Below are 17,128 nucleotides of genomic sequence, written 5' to 3'. Positions count from 1 at the left end.
TGAATCTCCACTTTCATGGTGCGAGTGGGCGGGTGTGCCGTCGGGTAATCGGCGGCCATAGTTTGCATGACGGTGGGGCATTTCGCAAATGCCTCCGCATGCGACAGGGCAAACTCACGGCACGCCCGCGATATTCCCTGTTCCGCCCCCTCCCCCGTGACACCATGAACGCACACCCATCAGAGGGGCATTCGCATGGAAAACGTCACCATCGTCGGCACTGAAGCAGGAGTCCTCGTGCTCGCGACCGAGTCGGGCGAACGCTTCGCGCTGCCCATCGACGACGTGCTGCAGCGGGAGATCCGCCGCGCCACCCGACAGGCCGAACCGACCGCCCAGAAGCTCGCCGCGAGCCCGCGCGACATCCAGGCGCAGATCCGCGCCGGTCTCACCGCACCCGAGGTCGCCGAGCTGCTCGGTATCGCGGTCGACGACGTGGTCCGCTTCGAGGGGCCGGTGCTCGCCGAGCGCGAGCACATCATCGGCCAGGCTCTCGCCGTGCCCGTGCTCATCGGCAGCGAGGTCGAACCGGACGCCCAGCCGACGTTCGGCGCGGCCGTGCGCGCCAAGCTCGCAGAGGTCGCGGCGACATCCGAGCGCTGGGCGAGCTGGAAGGAGGACACCGGCTGGATCGTGAAGCTCGAGTTCACAGCCAACGACGTCGATCACGACGCCCGGTGGAGCTTCGACCCCCGGCGCAGCGCGCTCTCGCCCCTCAACGCCGACGCCACTCAGCTCTCCCGTCAGGGCTCGCTCCCCGAGGGACTGATCCCCCGGCTCCGCGCGGTGGAAGCCGACCGGACGACGTCTCCGTACAAGGACGACAGCCGTTTCGACTCCGGTGCCTTCGGACCGCGCCTCGTGCCCATCCCGGAGGGGGAGGTCGAAGAGCCGTCGCTGCCGGAGCGCTCCGCCCCCGCCGTTCAGGACGCGGCGATCAACCGCGCCCCCGACTCCAGCGCCCCGAGCGCCGAGACCGCCGACCTGCTGGAGGCCCTGCGACGGCGTCGGGGTCAGCGCGAGACGTCACCGCTGCTCGAGGAGCACGAGGAGAGCCGCGAGGAGTCGAGCCCGATCTCTCTCTTCGAGGCCTTTGACGATGTCAGCGAGCCGGAGACGACGGAACCGGACTCGCCGCGCAGCCCCGCCGAACCGGCGGAGAGCGGCGGCCGTCGTCGTCGGCGCAACGCCATGCCGTCGTGGGACGAGATCGTCTTCGGAGCGCGCACCGACGAGTGAGTCGCGCTCTCCGCGGTGGCGTCGGCGTCACCGTGCGAACGCACCGAGACGGATGAGCGGCACCCGCGTCTCCTCATCGGTCATGGCACCGTGCTGTCCGATCATGCCGCGATTGCGCTGATCCGCTGCGGTGCCGTCGTACACCGCCCAGGCCGCGCGCGCGATCACGAGCACGTCCCCCACCCGGGCAGCCGCGGCCTCCGTCACCGCGGGACCGAACAGGCCGGCCCTGATGGCGTCGTCGCGCGTCACGACATCGGCGGCGCCCTCCAGGTCGGTGCGCAGCCGGGAGAGCACCGCGCTCTCGTCGGCGGCCGGCTCCAGGTACACGTGCAGCATGCGCGGCTCGCCGCCCAGGTGCCGCACCCCGCGCAAGTGCGGTTCATCGAGGACCGCCTGCCGATGGACGGGGACATCGACCATGCCGTGGTCGGAGGTCACCAGGACGCCCACGCCCGGAGGCACACGAACGCTCAGGGCGGCATCGATGCGCTCCAGCGCCGCGACCCACTCCGCGGAGGCGATCCCGTAGCGGTGCCCCGCCTTGTCGACCTCGGGCAGATAGCAGTAGACGAAGGAGCCCGGATGGTCGTGGGCGAGAGCGAAGGCCGCCTCGACCCGATCCTCCGGGGTCAGCGCGGGGACGAAGGTCGCGCCGCGCAGCGTCGCGCGCGTGAACCCGCTCGTGGCGTACGCGGCGAGTCCCACGGCGAACGTGTCTCGGCCCGCGGCGGCCTCCCGCTCGAAGACGGTCGGCACCCGCTGCCACGCGAGCGGGTCGAGCCCGTCGCTCTCCCACCCGCTGAGCTGGTTCACGAGCACGTCACGCTCGCGGTCGAGGACGCGGTACCCCACCAGCCCGTGCTCTCCGGGCCAGACACCCGTCACGATGCTGGTCAGCGCGGCAGCCGTCGTCGACGGGAACACGCTGTGCGCGACATCCCGCTTCGTCATCGCCCCACTGAGCGTGCGCGCGTGACCGGAGTGCCCGCGGAGGCCGAGCGCGCCCAGGCCGTCGACCACCACCAGCACGACCGACTCCGCGCGCGGGAGCAGCTCCGACTCGCCGCGGAGAGCGGCGCTCAGGTCGCCCGCCACCCCGACGACGCTCCGGGCGCTGGGCGAGGCGGACGGTAGCATGAGGGACATCCGAGCCAGTCTGACACAGGCTCCCGTACGCCCCCAGGAAGTCCATGCCGAAAACCCCGCCGTCCGAGCCCGTCGACGAACGCATCCAGGACATCGATCTCTCTCACGAGATGCAGGGCTCCTTCCTCGAATACGCGTACTCCGTCATCTACTCGCGCGCCCTTCCGGACGCGCGGGACGGGCTCAAGCCGGTGCAGCGCCGCATCCTGTTCCAGATGGCCGAGATGGGTCTGCGCCCCGACCGCGGTCACGTGAAGAGCGCGCGCGTCGTCGGCGAGGTGATGGGAAAGCTGCACCCCCACGGCGACTCCGCCATCTACGACGCGCTCGTGCGGCTCGCCCAGGAGTGGGCGCTGCGCGTGCCGCTCGTCGACGGGCATGGCAACTTCGGCTCACTCGACGACGGCCCGGCGGCCGCCCGGTACACCGAGGCGCGACTCGCGGCCGCCGCACTCTCCCTCACGGAGAACCTCGACGAGGACGTCGTCGACTTCATCCCCAACTACGACGGCCAATTCCAGCAGCCCGCCGTGCTGCCCGCGGCCTTCCCGAACCTGCTGGTCAACGGCGCCAGCGGCATCGCCGTCGGCATGGCGACGAACATGGCCCCGCACAACCTCATCGAGGTCGTCGCCGCAGCCGTGCACCTCCTCGAGCACCCGGACGCCACGACGGAAGAGCTGATGGAGTACGTGCCCGGCCCCGACTTCCCCTCGGGCGGCATCCTGATGGGCCTCGACGGCGTGAAGGACGCGTACACCACGGGTCGCGGCGCCCTGAAGGTCCGCGGCAAGACATCGATCGAGCCGCTCGGCCCCCGCCGCACGGGCATCATCGTCTCCGAGCTGCCCTATATGGTCGGCCCCGAGCGACTGATCGAGAAGATCCGGGACGCCGTCCAGGCCAAGAAGCTGCAGGGCATCAGCGACGTCACCGACCTCACCGACCGCAACCACGGACTGCGCGTGGCCATCGGCGTGAAGACCGGGTTCGATCCGAACGCGGTCCTGGAACAGCTGTATCGGCTGACACCGCTGGAAGACTCGTTCAGCATCAACAACGTCGCCCTGGTGGACGGGCAGCCGCGAACCCTCGGCCTCAAGGAGATGCTGAGCGTCTACGTCGGGCATCGCATCGAGGTCATCACCCGCCGCAGCCGCTACCGCCTCGCCCGGCGCGAGGAACGTCTCCACCTCGTCGAGGGCCTCCTCATCGCGATCCTCGACATCGACGAGGTCATCCAGGTCATCCGCTCCTCCGACGACTCGGAACAGGCGCGCACCCGCCTGCGCTCGGTCTTCGATCTCAGCGAGCCGCAGGCCGAGTACATCCTCGAGCTGCGGCTACGGCGCCTGACCAAGTTCTCCCGCATCGAGCTGGAGACGGAGCGCGACGCGCTGCTCGCCGAGATCGCGGACCTGCGAGAGCTGCTCGGCAGCCCCGCGCTGCTCCGCGCCGCCGTCGCCCGCGAGCTCGACGCCGTGGCCGAGGCATACGGGACCCCGCGACGCACGCTGCTGCTCAACGCGGCTCCGACGAAGCCCCGCGCCGCCAAGGGGGCCGCCGACCTGCAGATCGCCGACGCGCCGACCACGCTCGTGCTGTCCACCACCGGTCGTGCCGTCCGGGTCGACCTGGGCGACGGCCAGGAACTCACGGCCCCCACCCGCCGGAGCAAACACGACGCCATCCTCGCCACGGTCGAGACCACGGTGCGCGCCGAGCTCGGTGCGCTCACGAGCAGCGGACGGGTCGTGCGCTTCTCCCCCGTCGACCTTCCGTCGGTTCCGGCGAGCTCGGTCCAGCTGGCGGCCGGCGCCCCGCTGCGCGACTACCTCGGCATCACCACGAAGGGCGAGCGCATCCTCGGGTTCGTCCGCTTCGACAGCGACGCGCCGATCGCCCTGGGCACCGCGCAGGGCGTCGTGAAGCGCATCGTGCCGTCGGCACTCCCCGTCCGCCCGGAGCTCGAGGTGATCGGCCTCAAGCCCGGCGACACGGTCGTGGGTGCGGCGGAGTCCCCCGACGACGCCGAGCTCGTGTTCCTCACCTCCGATGCGCAGCTGCTCCGCTTCGCTGCCGCGAGCGTGCGACCGCAGGGCGCTGCCGCCGGAGGTATGGCCGGCATCAAGCTCGGGGCCGGCGCCACGGTGGTGTTCTTCGGGGCGGTCGCACCGGGGGTCGACGCGGTCGTGGCGACCGTGTCGGGTGCCGAGAGCATCCTGCCCGGAACCGATCCAGGACGCGCGAAGGTCTCGTCGTTCGCGGAGTACCCCGCCAAGGGACGAGCGACCGGCGGGGTGCGCGCCCACGCCTTCCTGAAGGGCGAGGACCGGCTGACGGTCGCGTGGGTCGGTCCTAACCCGCCGCTCGCGGTCGACCCGACGGGTGCCGTCCGCAAGCTCCCGGAGTCCGGCGCCCGACGCGATGCCTCCGGTCAGCCCATCGACGGCGTGATCGGCAGCATCGGGCGCACGATCGTCTGAGCGCGCGGACAGCCGTCGAGCGGGGCGCCCGGGCGCCCGGGTTCCCCGCTGCGTGTCAGGCGTCGATGGACTCGCGCGACAGCCGGTCGGCCGAGTCGATGATGAACTCGCGCCGCGGAGCGACCTCGTTGCCCATCAGCAGCTCGAACACGCGACCGGCGGCCTCCGCGTCCTCCATGCGGACGCGACGGAGCAGACGCCCGGAGCGGTCCATGGTCGTGTTCGCGAGCTGCTCGGCGTCCATCTCCCCGAGACCCTTGTAGCGCTGGATCGGCTCGTGCCACCGCTTGCCCGCCTTGCGGAGCTTCGCCAGCAGCGCGTGCATCTCCTGCTCGGTGTACGTGTAGATCGTCTCGTTCGGCTTGGACCCCGGGTTGATCACGATGATGCGGTGCAGCGGAGGAACGGCGGCGAACACGCGGCCGTGCTCGATCAGTGGTCGCATGTACCGGAAGAACAGCGTGAGCAGCAGGGTGCGGATGTGGGCGCCGTCGACGTCGGCGTCGCTCATCAGGATGATCTTCCCGTAGCGCGCCGCCTCGATGTCGAACGTGCGACCGGAGCCCGCTCCGATCACCTGGATGATCGACGCGCACTCCGCATTGGAGAGCATGTCCCCGACCGAGGCCTTCTGCACGTTGAGGATCTTTCCGCGGATGGGCAGGAGTGCCTGGAACTCGCTGTTGCGCGCGTTCTTCGCCGTGCCGAGAGCGGAGTCGCCCTCCACGATGAACAGCTCGCTGCGTTCGACGTCGTTGGTGCGGCAGTCGACGAGCTTCGTGGGGAGCGTGGACGACTCCAGCGCGTTCTTGCGGCGCTGTGTCTCCTTGTGCGCCCGCGCGGACACCCTGGCCTTCATCTCGGACACGATCTTGTCGAGGAGCTGCGTGGCCTGGCTCTTGTCGTCGCGCTTCGTCGACGTGAAGCGCTGCAGGAGCTCCTTGCGCATGACCTGGGCGACGATCTGCCGCACCGCCGGAGTGCCGAGCACCTCCTTGGTCTGGCCCTCGAACTGCGGTTCGGGCACGTTGACGGTGAGCACGGCCGTGAGCCCGGCCAGCACGTCGTCCTTCTCCAGCTTGTCGTTGCCGACCTTCAGCCGGCGGGCGTTCTGCTCGACCTGCGCGCGGAGAACCTTCAGCAGCTCCTGCTCGAAGCCCTGCTGGTGCGTGCCGCCCTTGGGCGTGGAGATGATGTTGACGAACGAGCGGATGCGGGTGTCGTAGCCCGTGCCCCAGCGCAGTGCGACATCCACTTCGCAGACGCGCTCCACCTCGGTCGCGACCATGTGGCCGTCCGCCTGCAGCACGGGCACCGTCTCGCGGAACGTGCCCTCGCCCTGGATGCGCCACGTGTCCGTCACCGGCGGGTCGATGGCGAGGTAGTCGACGAACTCGGAGATGCCGCCCTCGTACAGGTACGACGTCTCGATCGGCCCGGCGGGAGCGCCGTCGTCGCCGACGGGCGCCGTGCCGGCGCGCTCGTCGCGCACCACGATCTCGAGGCCCGGGACCAGGAACGCCGTCTGTCGCGCACGCGTCTCCAGCTCCGCCAGCTGGAACGCGGCATCCTTCGTGAAGATCTGCCGGTCGGCCCAGTAGCGCACGCGCGTGCCGGTGACGCCGCGCGGCGCCTTGCCGATGACCCGCAGCTCGCTCTTCTCCTCGAACGGCGTGAACGGCGCGTCGGGTCGCTTCTCGCCGGAGTCGCGGAACACGCCAGGCTCGCCGCGGTGGAACGACATCGCATAGGTCTTGCCGCCGCGATCGACCTCGACGTCGAGACGCTCGGAGAGGGCGTTGACCACCGAGGCACCGACGCCGTGCAGTCCACCGGACGCGGCGTACGAGCCGCCGCCGAACTTCCCGCCGGCGTGCAGCTTGGTGTAGACGACCTCGACGCCGGACAGCCCGGTGCGCGGTTCGACGTCGACCGGGATGCCGCGGCCTCGGTCGTGCACCTCGACGCTGCCGTCCTCGTGCAGGATGATGTCGATGCGCGACCCGTTGCCGGCGACGGCCTCGTCGACGGAGTTGTCGATGATCTCCCACAGGCAGTGCATGAGCCCGGGCGAACCGTTCGAGCCGATGTACATGCCCGGTCGTTTGCGGACCGCCTCGAGTCCTTCGAGCACCTGGAGATGATGGGCGGAGTACTCGGCATTCACAATCTCCGAGTCTATTCGCGCGGGCGCCGTGGACTCGGCCGACACTCCCCACGCGTCGGCAGTCGGCGCCAGCCCGTACGCGCTGAGCGAAACACGCCGACAACCGGGCATGCCCACAGGCGGGGCGTGGTTGTATTGAGCACGACCAACAAGGACGCCGACACCCGAGGAGGCCCCGAGATGAATGCAACGACCGAACGTGAGACCTCCGCTGTCGAGTTCCGACTGACCGCGATGGACCGGTGCGACTCCTGCGGTGCGCAGGCCTACATCGCCGCCGAGGTCAACGGCTCCGAGCTCCTGTTCTGCGCCCACCACGGCCGCAAGTACGAGGAGAAGCTCCGCAGCGTCGCCACCAGCTGGCACGACGAGACCGCTCGCCTCGTCGAGACGGTCTGATCGCGCGGGTGGAGTGAGCCGGACCCGCCGGCTCAGTCCACCGGCACGCGACGGATCCGCGGACTCAGCCGCGTGAGGATCTCCTCGCCGACCGTGTCGATCCGTTCCGCGAGCGTCGTGGCCGAGGACTCGCCCGCCTCTCCGGGACCGAAAATCGTCACCTCGTCCCCGACGGACAGTCCCGCCCATCCCTCGATCTGCGCGAAGAACGGTTCGATCCTTTCGAGCACGCGTGCTCCGGCCGGCGTGCCGACCCGGGCCCCGACGAGCGTCGATGGCAATCCGTCGAAGGCGCCGACCTCGATCGCCGCGCGACCCTCCTCCACGCGTGCGACCGGCGCCACCAGTCGCGCGACCGGGCGCACACCCTCCAGCTCGGGCCCGTCCGCGGAGCGGATCCCGTAGCAGAACGCACCGATGCGGGCGACGGTGCCCCGCAGCTCGGGACGCCACCACGACGCCGCGGACGCGGTGAGGTGAAGGGCGGCCGGTGTCGGGCCGGTCGCCCCGGCGGCGCGGACCGCATCGAGGAACACGGCCTGCGCGTCATCGTCCTCGCGATCGCTCGCCTCCGCGATGTGGCTCCAGATCCCCTCCAGGGACAGCTGTCCGGCAGCCTCTGCAGCCCGAGCCTGCGCGATCGCCCCCGGCCAGTCCTCCGGGAGCACGCCGTTGCGGTGCAGGCCCGTGTCGATCTTCAGGTGCACGCGCGCGACAGCCCCGAGCGCCTCGGCGCGCGCGATGATGCGGTGCAGGTACTCCACAGTGCCCACGCCGAGGTCGATCCCCTGGAGCAGCGCCTCGTCGATCTCCGCATCCGTCGAGGTGGCCCACGCGAACACCCTCGCCTCAGGGCCAACGAGCCGTCGCACGTCGAGGCCGCCCCGCACGTCGTAGCTTCCGAACGACGCCACCCCCGCCTGTACGGCCGTCTCCACGGTCCAGGTGAGGCCGTGGCCGTAGGCGTCGTCCTTGAGCACGAGCATGAGCTCGCATCCGTCGAGGCGGGAGGTGACCGCCGCGATGTTGTCGCGGAGCGTCCGCGCGCTCAGCCGCAGCTCGGGGCGGCTCATGCCTCCCACCCCCGCACGGCATGCGAACCGGCGACCGCGACCAGCTCCGCGGCGGACATGTCCGTCGCCGAGGACCATCGGACGATCTCGTCTCGGGCGGGTCCGGTGCCACCGAAGTACGTCACCTCGGCGCCGACCGGGGCCTCCGTGCCCACCAGATCGACGACGCAGACGTCCATGGCCACGCGGCCGACGATCGGGCGGAGGATGCCGTCCACCTCGACCAGGGCGACGTTGCCGAGCGCGCGCACGATGCCCTGGGCGTACCCTCCGGTCACGAGCGCGACCGTGGTGTCGCCCGACGCGCGGAACGTGTAGCCGTAGGAGACGGCGTCGCCCGCGCGCAGCGGCTTGGTCGACATCACGCGTCCCGTCAGCCGCAGGACCGGTGTCGCGTCATGATTGCTGCCGGGGAGGCCGTAGAGGATCGACGGGTCGATGTCCGGTTCCCCCGTGGTGACCCCGGCGATGCCCTCCAGCCGCAGCATCTCCACCTCGCCCTCGCTGTCCACGCGCACCTCGCGGGCACCGGCCACCGTCACGGCGTGGGCCACGGCGAGCAGCCCGTGACCCCAGGCGTCGCGGCGCAGGTCTGCTCGCACTCCCCCGTCGCGGACGGCCGCAACCGCTGCGGCGGTGAGGGCGGAGCGGGAGATCAGCGCCCGCGGAAGCGCACTCGAGGTCGTGTCACACACGTGATCCAGCCTAGCTTCGTGTTCCGGGATCCCGGTGTGACTCCCCCGTAGACTGGACGGCATCCCCAACCCCCGGAGCTCCATGACTCGTCTTTCTCTCGCGCCCCGCATCCGCTACCTCCTCGGCCGCGCCCGTCGCATCGACGTCGGCTCCGTCGTCGAGCGAGCGAAGGAGGCCTCTGCACAGCACCACAAGCCCGTCCCGACGATCGTCGTGGACATGCTGTGGTCCGCCGCGCGGCACAACGTGGGGTTCCAGGACTACATCGACTACGACTTCGCGATGCTCACCCGTGCCGAGCGCGACACCTACATGACGCACCCCGTGTCGAACCAGCTCTCCCAGAAGTACGACCACCCGGACTTCCGGTGGATCTTCCAGGACAAGATCGAGTTCAACCGGAAGTTCTCCGAGCACCTCCATCGCGAGTGGCTGGTGGTCGAAGAGGGCAACGCCGCCGAGGTGCGCGCGCTCACGGAACGCCTGGGGACCATCGTCACCAAGGAGCCGGTCGGTCAGGCGGGCACCGGTGTGCACCGGTACCACGCGGCCGATATCGACGACTGGGATGCCTTCCACCGCGGGCTGCTGAGTCGCGGCGAGCTCCTCATCGAAGAGGTCATCCGACAGCACGACGACCTCGCCGCCGTCTGCCCTGGCACCGTGAACACGACCCGCATCACCGCGTTCTTCGACGGCGAGAAGGCGCACATCCTCGCGATGGCACAGAAGTTCGGGCGGGGCGCCGTGAGCGATCAGATGACCTTCGGGGGCTTCTACACGATGCTCGACGAGAACGGACACGCGGTCGGCGCGGGGTACGACTCGCACGGCCACGTGCACGAGACGCACCCGGACTCGGGCTTCCGCATCGCGGACTTCCAGCTGCCCTTCATGGACGAGGTGCGCGCCTTCATCGACCGCGTGGCCAGGGTCGTGCCCGAGGTGCAGTACGTCGGCTGGGACGTCGTCGTCACGCCGGACGGTCCCGTGCTCGTCGAGGGCAACTGGGGCGCCGGCGTGTACGAGAACAAGCCCAGCGTCACCGGGATCCGCACCGGCCACAAGCCGCGCTACCGCGAGGTCATCGGGTTCTGACCACCACGACAGAACGCCCCCGGATTCCTCCGGGGGCGTTCTCGTCGAACCAGCAGATCAGACCGCGCGGACGATGCCGAGCGGCGTGGACTCCAGTCCCTGGCCGAGCGGATTGTCGCCGAGGATCTTCACCAGCCGGGCTTCGCCGGCCTTGTCGAGCGTCGATCCGAGGATGTTGCCGCCGAGGTCGTTGATGTCCACCACCGCGACCTCCACCTGCCCACCGAGCAGGCCCTTGAGCCGTGCTGCGACGCCGTCCGGGTCCTTCGGGCCGAGCACCACGGCCTGGTTGTACGGCGGGATCGTGTGCTTGGTGGGGCCATCGATCGCGCGCGCCTTGTCCCCGGCGATGCGATAGAAGTCACCCTTTCGTCCGAACGCCTTGGTGACCGCGGAGACGGCGGCGGCGAACAGGATACGCGGCGTGCCGCACTCCCGCAGGGCCATCTCCATGGTCTCGGGCATGCCGAGCCCGATGCCGTAGGGCGTGCGCGTGACGTACTTCGAGAGGAACAGCGCGAGCTTGCGCGGAGTGATCTCGTCCAGTCGATACGACCGACCCTGCGTGATCGCCACGATCTTCTCCGTGACGAACAGCAGGTCTCCCGGCTGCACGACCTCCTTCGCGTATTCGGTGATGACCGCGTCGAGGTCGTCGTCCGGCATCACCACGCGGGTGCGCAACGGGATGCGCGCGTAGCTCGTGCCGTCGACGCTGGTCTCGAGCGCCTTGCCCTCGTTCGCCTGCATCACTCGAGGTAGTCCCGCAGCGACTGCGAGCGGCTCGGGTGGCGCAGCTTGGCCATCGTCTTCGACTCGATCTGACGGATCCGCTCACGCGTCACGCCGAACGTGTCACCGATCTGGTCGAGCGTCTTGGGCTGACCGTCGCCGAGGCCGAAGCGCATGCGGATCACGCCCGCCTCCCGCTCCGAGAGCGAGTCGAGCAGCTGCTCGAGCTGGCGCTGCAGCATCGTGAAGCCCACGGCATCGGCGGGGACGACCGCCTCGGTGTCCTCGATCAGGTCACCGAACTCGCTGTCGCCGTCTTCACCGAGCGGAGTGTGCAGGGAGATGGGCTCACGGCCGTACTTCTGCACCTCCACGACCTTCTCCGGGGTCATGTCGAGCTCGCGGCTCAGCTCCTCCGGGGTGGGCTCACGACCCAGGTCCTGCAGCATCTGCCGCTGCACGCGGGCGAGCTTGTTGATGACCTCGACCATGTGCACGGGGATGCGGATCGTGCGGGCCTGGTCGGCCATGGCGCGCGTGATCGCCTGACGGATCCACCAGGTCGCATAGGTCGAGAACTTGAAGCCCTTGGTGTAGTCGAACTTCTCGACGGCGCGGATCAGACCGAGGTTTCCCTCCTGGATCAGGTCGAGGAACTGCATGCCGCGACCGGTGTACCGCTTGGCGAGCGAGACGACGAGCCGCAGGTTCGCGCCGAGCAGGTGGCTCTTGGCTCGCTGGCCGTCGCGGGCGACCCACTGGAGGTCGAGACCCAGCTGACTCGACTTCTCGGCCGGGGTCATCGCGGACAGCTTCTCCTCGGCGAACAGACCCGCCTCGATGCGCATCGCGAGCTCGACCTCTTCGGCCGCGTTCAGCAGCGCGACCTTTCCGATCTGCTTCAGGTAGTCCTTGACGGGGTCGGCCGTGGCGCCGGTGATCTGCGTCGAGTAGACGGGGACGTCCTCGTCGTCGTTCGACGAGATGACGATCGCGCCAGTGGGCAGCGGCTCGGTGAACGCCGGCTTGGCGTCCTCCTCCTCGTCGTCCCCCGCGCTCTCCTCGGCGGAATCGGTCGCGGCGTCGTCTTCCTCGACGACCTCCTCCGACTTCTTCTTCTTCGCCGCGCCGCGCTTGGCGGCACCGCGCTTGGCGGGCGCTGCCTCGTCGAGGTTCTCGACCTCGATCTCCTCGTCGGGCGTGGGTTCTTCGGCGGCCTTCTTCGTCCGTGTGTTCTTCGTCGTGGCAGGAGTCACGTTTCGCCTTTCACGGAGCCGATCACGGGCCCCGGGACATTTCGGACACTAGTAAGACCCTTGTCAAGTCCGGAGTTCGAAAACGCCGATTGACAACGGGTCGGACTCCTAGTATCGCACACGTGTGGCGCTCCGGATGCAATCCGGCGAAGTTCGCGTCGATCCTGCTCAGCCGCGGCCGGGCTTGTCCTCGTCGCCCGACGGTCGCGTGGCCAGGTAGCGCTCGAGCTCCGCCGCCAGCTCGTCCGCGCTCGGCAGGTCGCGCTCGCTGAACCCGCCCTCGTCGTAGCTGTCGTCCTCGGGGTCGCGGCCTGCCATGTAGGCGTCGTAGCGGCGCTCCAGGTTGTGGACCATCTGCTGCAGCTCGTCGTTCGCCGCGACCTGCTCGTCCACCCTGGCGATGTAGTCCTCCCGGCGCTCGCGCACGGCGTCGAGCATGAGCACCAGTCCCGTGGATGCCATGAGCTTCTCGGCCGCGGCGCTGACCGCGTCGGGGTTCTCCGTCTCGGCGAGGTAGTGAGGCACGAGCAGCACGAAGCCCACCACTCGTTCGCCGCGCTCGGCGAAACGGAACTCCAGCAGATGCCCCGCGGTCGCCGGCACCTGCGTACGCGGGCGCCACACCGAGTGCGAGACCACGAGGTCACGGCGGTTGCCGCTCACCGTCGTGCCGATGGGGCGGGTATGCGGCACGGGCATGGCGATCGAATGCACCCAGTGCAGTCCGGATGCCTCGTATTCCGCGGCGAGGTCGAGCACGGTCTCGGCGAAGGCGTTCCAGGCGAAGTCCGGTTCGTAGCCCGCGAGAAGGAGGAACGGGCGACCGAGGGCGTCCGTCGCGAGCGAGAGCTCCAGCCGAGGCGGCCGGAACTCGGTGAGGTGGTCCTGATCGAAGGAGATCACCGGACGGCGGGCCCGGTAGTCGAGGAGCACATCGTTGTCGAAGATCACGAGCGGCTGCGGAGATGTGGACTCGCGGAGGTGGTCGATCAGTCCGGACACCGCGCTCCCGGCATCCGTGAAGCCGGTCAGGAGCACGACGAGGGGCAGTCCGTGCGGCACCGTCGGCGCGTTCGCGACGCGTTCGTGGATCTCTCCGGAGAAGGGCATGACTCCATGCTACGAGCAGGTCCCGACGAGGGGCCCCGGGCCGTCTCGCTGAGAGCGAACACGCGGGGCCACGCGGGGCCACCCGGTCGCAGAGGTCCTCCTAGGATGGAGAGCATGACGCTTCCCGTGCTCTCGCACACCACCGATCAGTTCCCCGGAAGCGCTGCTGATGCCGCAGTGCTCGTCGTTCCCGATCTCTCGGATTCGGCCGAGTCGCTGGGGGCCTACCCCGGCCTCGCCGAGGTCCTCGAAGGCATCGGGTTCACCGGTGCCGCCGGATCGTTCGCCCGCGTGTACGCGCCCGACGTCTCCACCCTGCCGTTCGCCGTCGTCGGTGCAGGGAAGAGCATCGACGACGCCGCGATCCGCAGCGCCGCCGGTGTCGCCCTCCGCTCGCTGACCGGGTTCCCGCACGTCGCGCTCGGGCTCGCCTCCGGCCTCGACGGCCACGCCGCCGCCGCCGCCGAGGGGGCCGTGCTCGGCGGTCACCGCTTCGACGGCTACCGCACCGAGAAGGGCAAGGCGCGCGCCGAACGGATCACCGTCCACGCCGACCTCGACGACGAGACGATCACCCGAGCGCAGACCCTGGGCGAAGCCGTCGCGCTGATCAAGGATCTGGTGAACGTCCCCGCGGAGTGGCAGAGCCCCGCGCAGCTCGCGCAGAGCGCGGCCGACAGCGTCGCCGAGCTCGACGTCACCGTCGACATCTTCGACGAGGCCGCGCTGGCGGAGCAGGGCTTCGGCGGAATCCTCGGGGTCGGGCAGGGGTCCGACCGGCCGCCGCGTCTGGTCCGCCTCGACTACTCCCCCGCAGACGCCGTGCGGCACCTCGCCCTGGTCGGCAAGGGCATCACGTTCGACACCGGTGGCCTCTCCCTCAAGCCGGCCGCCTCGATGGTGGGCATGAAGTTCGACATGGCCGGGGCCGCGACGTCCCTGGCCGCCCTTCGCGCCATCGCCCGACTCGGGCTCCCGGTGCGCGTCACCGCCTGGCTCTGCATCACCGACAACATGCCGTCCGGCCGGGCCCTGCGCCCCGGTGATGTCATCCGCATCCTCGACGGCACGACGGTCGAGGTGCAGAACACCGACGCCGAAGGGCGCCTGGTCCTCGCCGACGGCCTGGTCGCCGCCAGCCGAGAGCATCCCGACGTCATCATCGACGTCGCGACGCTGACCGGTGCGATCGTCGCCGCCCTCGGACACCGGCACACGGGCGTGTTCGGCGACGACGAGACGGTGACGCGGTTCCTCGCCGCGGCGGAGCAGACCGGAGAGCCCGCCTGGCACATGCCGCTGCCCTCGTACATGGAGGAGTCCCTCGAGTCGCCGATCGCCGACCTGCAGAACGCGAACATGGGCGACCGGATGGGCGGCGCCTCGTTCGCCGGTCTGTTCCTGCGACGCTTCGTCGGACCGGTCTCGGACGCCGAGGACGCCGCCCGCATCCCCTGGGTGCACCTCGACATCGCGGGCTCCGGCGAACACGCCGGTGCGCCCTACGGCTTCACGGAGAAGGGTCCAACGGGGGCGATGGTCCGATCGATCGTCGCCTTCGCCGAAGCAGCATCCCACACGGAGGCATAACACCGATGACAACCCACACCTTCGACATCGTCGTGCTCGGCGGTGGCAGCGGCGGCTACGCGGCCGCGCTGCGCGCCAGCGAACTCGGCAAGTCGGTCGCGCTGATCGAGAAGGACAAGGTCGGAGGCACCTGTCTGCATCGCGGCTGCATCCCGACCAAAGCGCTGCTGCACGCGGCGGAGGTGGCGGAGCATGTGCGCGACGCCGCAGCGGTGGGGATCTCGGCCACCCTCGACGGCATCGACGCGGCGGGCGTGCGGGCATACCGCGAGGGCATCGTCGCGAAGAAGTACAAGGGGCTCGAGGGCCTCGTCAAGGCGCGTGGCATCACCACGGTCACCGGGACGGGACGGCTCAACGCAGACCGGAGCGTCAGCGTCGGCGACGACGTGTACGTCGGGACGGACGTCGTGCTCGCCACCGGCTCGTACAGCCGCACGCTTCCCGGGCTCGACATCGGCGGCCGCATCCTGACCAGCGAGCAGGCGCTCGCGCTCGATGTGATCCCCGAGCGCGTTATCGTGCTCGGCGGCGGTGTGATCGGCGTGGAGTTCGCGAGCGTCTGGCGCTCCTTCGGTGTCGAGGTCACGATCGTCGAGGCGCTGCCGCACCTCGTGCCGAACGAGGACATCGCGATGAGCAAGGGGCTCGAGCGCGCGTTCCGGCGCCGTGGCATCCAGTACTCGCTCGGAGTGCGGTTCCAGCAGGCCACCCAGGACGACACGTCCGTCAGCGTGACCCTCGAGAACGGCACGGAGCTCACCGCGGACTACCTGCTCGTCGCAGTCGGTCGCGGTCCCGCCACGGCCGATCTGGGCTTCGAGGAGGCGGGCGTCGTCCTCGACCGCGGGTTCGTCACGGTCGACGAGGAACTGCGCACCGGGGTTCCCGGGGTGTGGGCGGTCGGCGACATCGTCCCAGGGCTCCAACTCGCCCACCGGGGCTTCCAGCAGGGCATCGCGGTGGCCGAGCGCATCGCCGGCCTCTCCCCCGCGACGGTCCCCGACGTGCAGATCTCGAAGGTCACATACTCCAGCCCCGAGGTCGCCTCGGTCGGGCTGACCGAGGAGGCGGCCGTGGCCGCGCACGGCGCCGACGCGGTGTCGTCCTACGAGTACAACCTCGCCGGCAACGGCAAGAGCGAGATCATCGGAACAGGCGGCCTCGTCAAGGTCGTCCGCCAGAACGACGGCCCGGTGCTCGGCGTGCATCTGATCGGTGACCGCGTCGGCGAGCTCATCACCGAGGGTCAGCTCGCTGTGGCCTGGGAGGCGCACCCCGAGGACATCGCTCCGCTCATCCATGCGCACCCCACGCAGAGCGAAGCGCTCGGCGAGGCCTTCCTCGCGCTGGCCGGAAAGCCCCTGCACGCCCTCTGAGCACCAACCGGTGCCCGAGTCACTAAGCTAGACAAGCGTCATACAACTTCTGAAGGAGACTCAGTCATGAGCACATCCGTGGTCCTCCCCGCTCTCGGTGAGAGCGTCACAGAGGGTACGGTCACCCGCTGGCTCAAGCAGGTGGGAGACACCGTCCAGGCGGACGAGGGCCTGCTCGAGATCTCGACCGACAAGGTCGACACCGAGATCCCCTCCCCGGTCACCGGCGTGATCGAGGAGATCCTCGTCGCCGAGGACGAGACCGTCGAGGTCGGTGCCCTGCTCGCTCGCATCGGCGACGGCAGCGCCGCAGCCCCGGCGGGCGACGCGCCCGCTGCGGCCGCCCCCGAAGCGGAGGCCGCCCCTGCCGAGGCCCCTGCCGCGACCGAGACTCCTGCTGAAGCGCCGGCTCCGGCCGAGGCTCCTGCGGCCGAGACTCCCGCTCCCGCCGCCGAGGCTGCGCCGTCCGGTGACGCCACCGACATCGTGCTCCCCGAGCTCGGCGAGAGCGTCACCGAGGGAACGGTCACCCGCTGGCTCAAGCAGGTCGGTGACTCGGTCGAGGTCGACGAGGCTCTTCTGGAGATCTCGACGGACAAGGTCGACACGGAGATCCCCTCGCCCGTCGCCGGCGTGCTCCAGGAGATCGTCGCGGCCGAGGACGAGACCATCGCGGTCGGCGCCGTCCTGGCCCGCGTCGGTTCCGGCGCTGCCCAGCCTGCCGCCACCGAGGCACCTGCCGCGCCGCAGGCCG

14 protein-coding genes are annotated in these 17,128 nt (G+C 70.0%); 7 read left to right on the top strand and 7 right to left on the bottom strand.

The genetic code is table 11. From position 1 onward, the window contains the following. Positions 1–195: 195 nt before the first annotated feature. The gene (sepH, locus tag DW299_RS06500) at positions 196–1,239 is read left to right on the top strand and encodes a septation protein SepH (RefSeq protein ID WP_136036096.1); all 1,044 of its coding nucleotides are present in this window, start codon (positions 196–198) and stop codon (positions 1,237–1,239) included. 27 nt (positions 1,240–1,266) lie between these two features. Here sepH and DW299_RS06495 read toward each other — a convergent pair whose 3' ends face one another. After that, positions 1,267–2,388, bottom strand: a complete 1,122-nt coding sequence (locus DW299_RS06495; protein ID WP_136036095.1) for an alkaline phosphatase family protein — start codon at positions 2,386–2,388, stop codon at positions 1,267–1,269. 44 nt (positions 2,389–2,432) lie between these two features. Between DW299_RS06495 and DW299_RS06490 the strand changes: the two genes are divergently transcribed. Beyond that, positions 2,433–4,874: a DNA gyrase/topoisomerase IV subunit A gene (locus DW299_RS06490; RefSeq protein ID WP_136036094.1), complete on the top strand. Its 2,442-nt coding sequence runs from the start codon at positions 2,433–2,435 to the stop codon at positions 4,872–4,874. A 55-nt stretch (positions 4,875–4,929) separates the two neighbouring features. On the opposite strand, the gene DW299_RS06485 is transcribed toward DW299_RS06490, so the two are convergent. Further along, positions 4,930–7,041 carry a DNA gyrase/topoisomerase IV subunit B gene (locus tag DW299_RS06485; protein WP_372490596.1) on the bottom strand — a complete coding sequence of 704 codons (2,112 nt, stop codon included), beginning with the start codon at positions 7,039–7,041 and terminating at the stop codon, positions 4,930–4,932. A 180-nt stretch (positions 7,042–7,221) separates the two neighbouring features. Here DW299_RS06485 and DW299_RS06480 point away from each other — a divergent pair, with 180 nt between their 5' ends. Next, complete coding sequence (locus tag DW299_RS06480) at positions 7,222–7,440, top strand: DUF7455 domain-containing protein (protein WP_136033021.1); 219 nt, start codon at positions 7,222–7,224, stop codon at positions 7,438–7,440. A gap of 32 nt (positions 7,441–7,472) precedes the next feature. On the opposite strand, the gene DW299_RS06475 is transcribed toward DW299_RS06480, so the two are convergent. Continuing rightward, positions 7,473–8,513 carry an alanine racemase gene (locus DW299_RS06475; RefSeq protein WP_136036093.1) on the bottom strand — a complete coding sequence of 347 codons (1,041 nt, stop codon included), beginning with the start codon at positions 8,511–8,513 and terminating at the stop codon, positions 7,473–7,475. After that, positions 8,510–9,208 (bottom strand): alanine racemase, encoded by a 699-nt coding sequence (locus tag DW299_RS06470; protein WP_240745330.1) that lies wholly within the window; start codon positions 9,206–9,208, stop codon positions 8,510–8,512. Before DW299_RS06470 ends, DW299_RS06475 begins: the two co-directional genes overlap by 4 nt. A gap of 82 nt (positions 9,209–9,290) precedes the next feature. Here DW299_RS06470 and DW299_RS06465 point away from each other — a divergent pair, with 82 nt between their 5' ends. After that, positions 9,291–10,307, top strand: a complete 1,017-nt coding sequence (locus tag DW299_RS06465) for a sugar-transfer associated ATP-grasp domain-containing protein (RefSeq protein ID WP_136033014.1) — start codon at positions 9,291–9,293, stop codon at positions 10,305–10,307. 57 nt (positions 10,308–10,364) lie between these two features. Here the strand turns inward: DW299_RS06465 and DW299_RS06460 are convergent, their stop codons facing one another. The 3 genes from DW299_RS06460 to DW299_RS06450 all read right to left on the bottom strand — a co-directional run bounded on the left by DW299_RS06460 (position 10,365) and on the right by DW299_RS06450 (position 13,405). Beyond that, a complete protein-coding gene (locus DW299_RS06460) occupies positions 10,365–11,057 on the bottom strand; it encodes a coenzyme F420-0:L-glutamate ligase (protein ID WP_205814340.1) in 693 nt (230 codons plus the stop codon). After that, the gene (locus DW299_RS06455; RefSeq protein ID WP_136036091.1) at positions 11,057–12,295 is read right to left on the bottom strand and encodes an RNA polymerase sigma factor; all 1,239 of its coding nucleotides are present in this window, start codon (positions 12,293–12,295) and stop codon (positions 11,057–11,059) included. The genes DW299_RS06460 and DW299_RS06455 overlap by 1 nt, the downstream gene beginning before the upstream one ends. 168 nt (positions 12,296–12,463) lie before the next feature. Further along, on the bottom strand, positions 12,464–13,405 hold the full coding sequence (locus tag DW299_RS06450) for a proteasome assembly chaperone family protein (protein ID WP_136033007.1): 942 nt from the start codon (positions 13,403–13,405) through the stop codon (positions 12,464–12,466). A gap of 114 nt (positions 13,406–13,519) precedes the next feature. Here DW299_RS06450 and DW299_RS06445 point away from each other — a divergent pair, with 114 nt between their 5' ends. From DW299_RS06445 to DW299_RS06435, 3 genes are all read left to right on the top strand, one after another. Further along, positions 13,520–14,995 carry a leucyl aminopeptidase gene (locus tag DW299_RS06445; RefSeq protein ID WP_136036090.1) on the top strand — a complete coding sequence of 492 codons (1,476 nt, stop codon included), beginning with the start codon at positions 13,520–13,522 and terminating at the stop codon, positions 14,993–14,995. Positions 14,996–15,000: 5 nt separating this feature from the next. Then, complete coding sequence (gene lpdA, locus DW299_RS06440; protein WP_136036089.1) at positions 15,001–16,374, top strand: dihydrolipoyl dehydrogenase; 1,374 nt, start codon at positions 15,001–15,003, stop codon at positions 16,372–16,374. A 66-nt stretch (positions 16,375–16,440) separates the two neighbouring features. Further along, positions 16,441–17,128: biotin/lipoyl-containing protein (locus DW299_RS06435; protein WP_342589049.1), on the top strand; the 688-nt coding region annotated here is incomplete at its 3' end.

The organism is Microbacterium sp. K35, from assembly GCF_004794375.1.
Taxonomy (GTDB): Bacteria; Actinomycetota; Actinomycetes; order Actinomycetales; family Microbacteriaceae; genus Microbacterium; species Microbacterium sufflavum.
The sequence above is the reverse complement of the archived record's forward strand: the minus strand, read 5'-3'. Positions and strand labels throughout refer to the sequence as shown.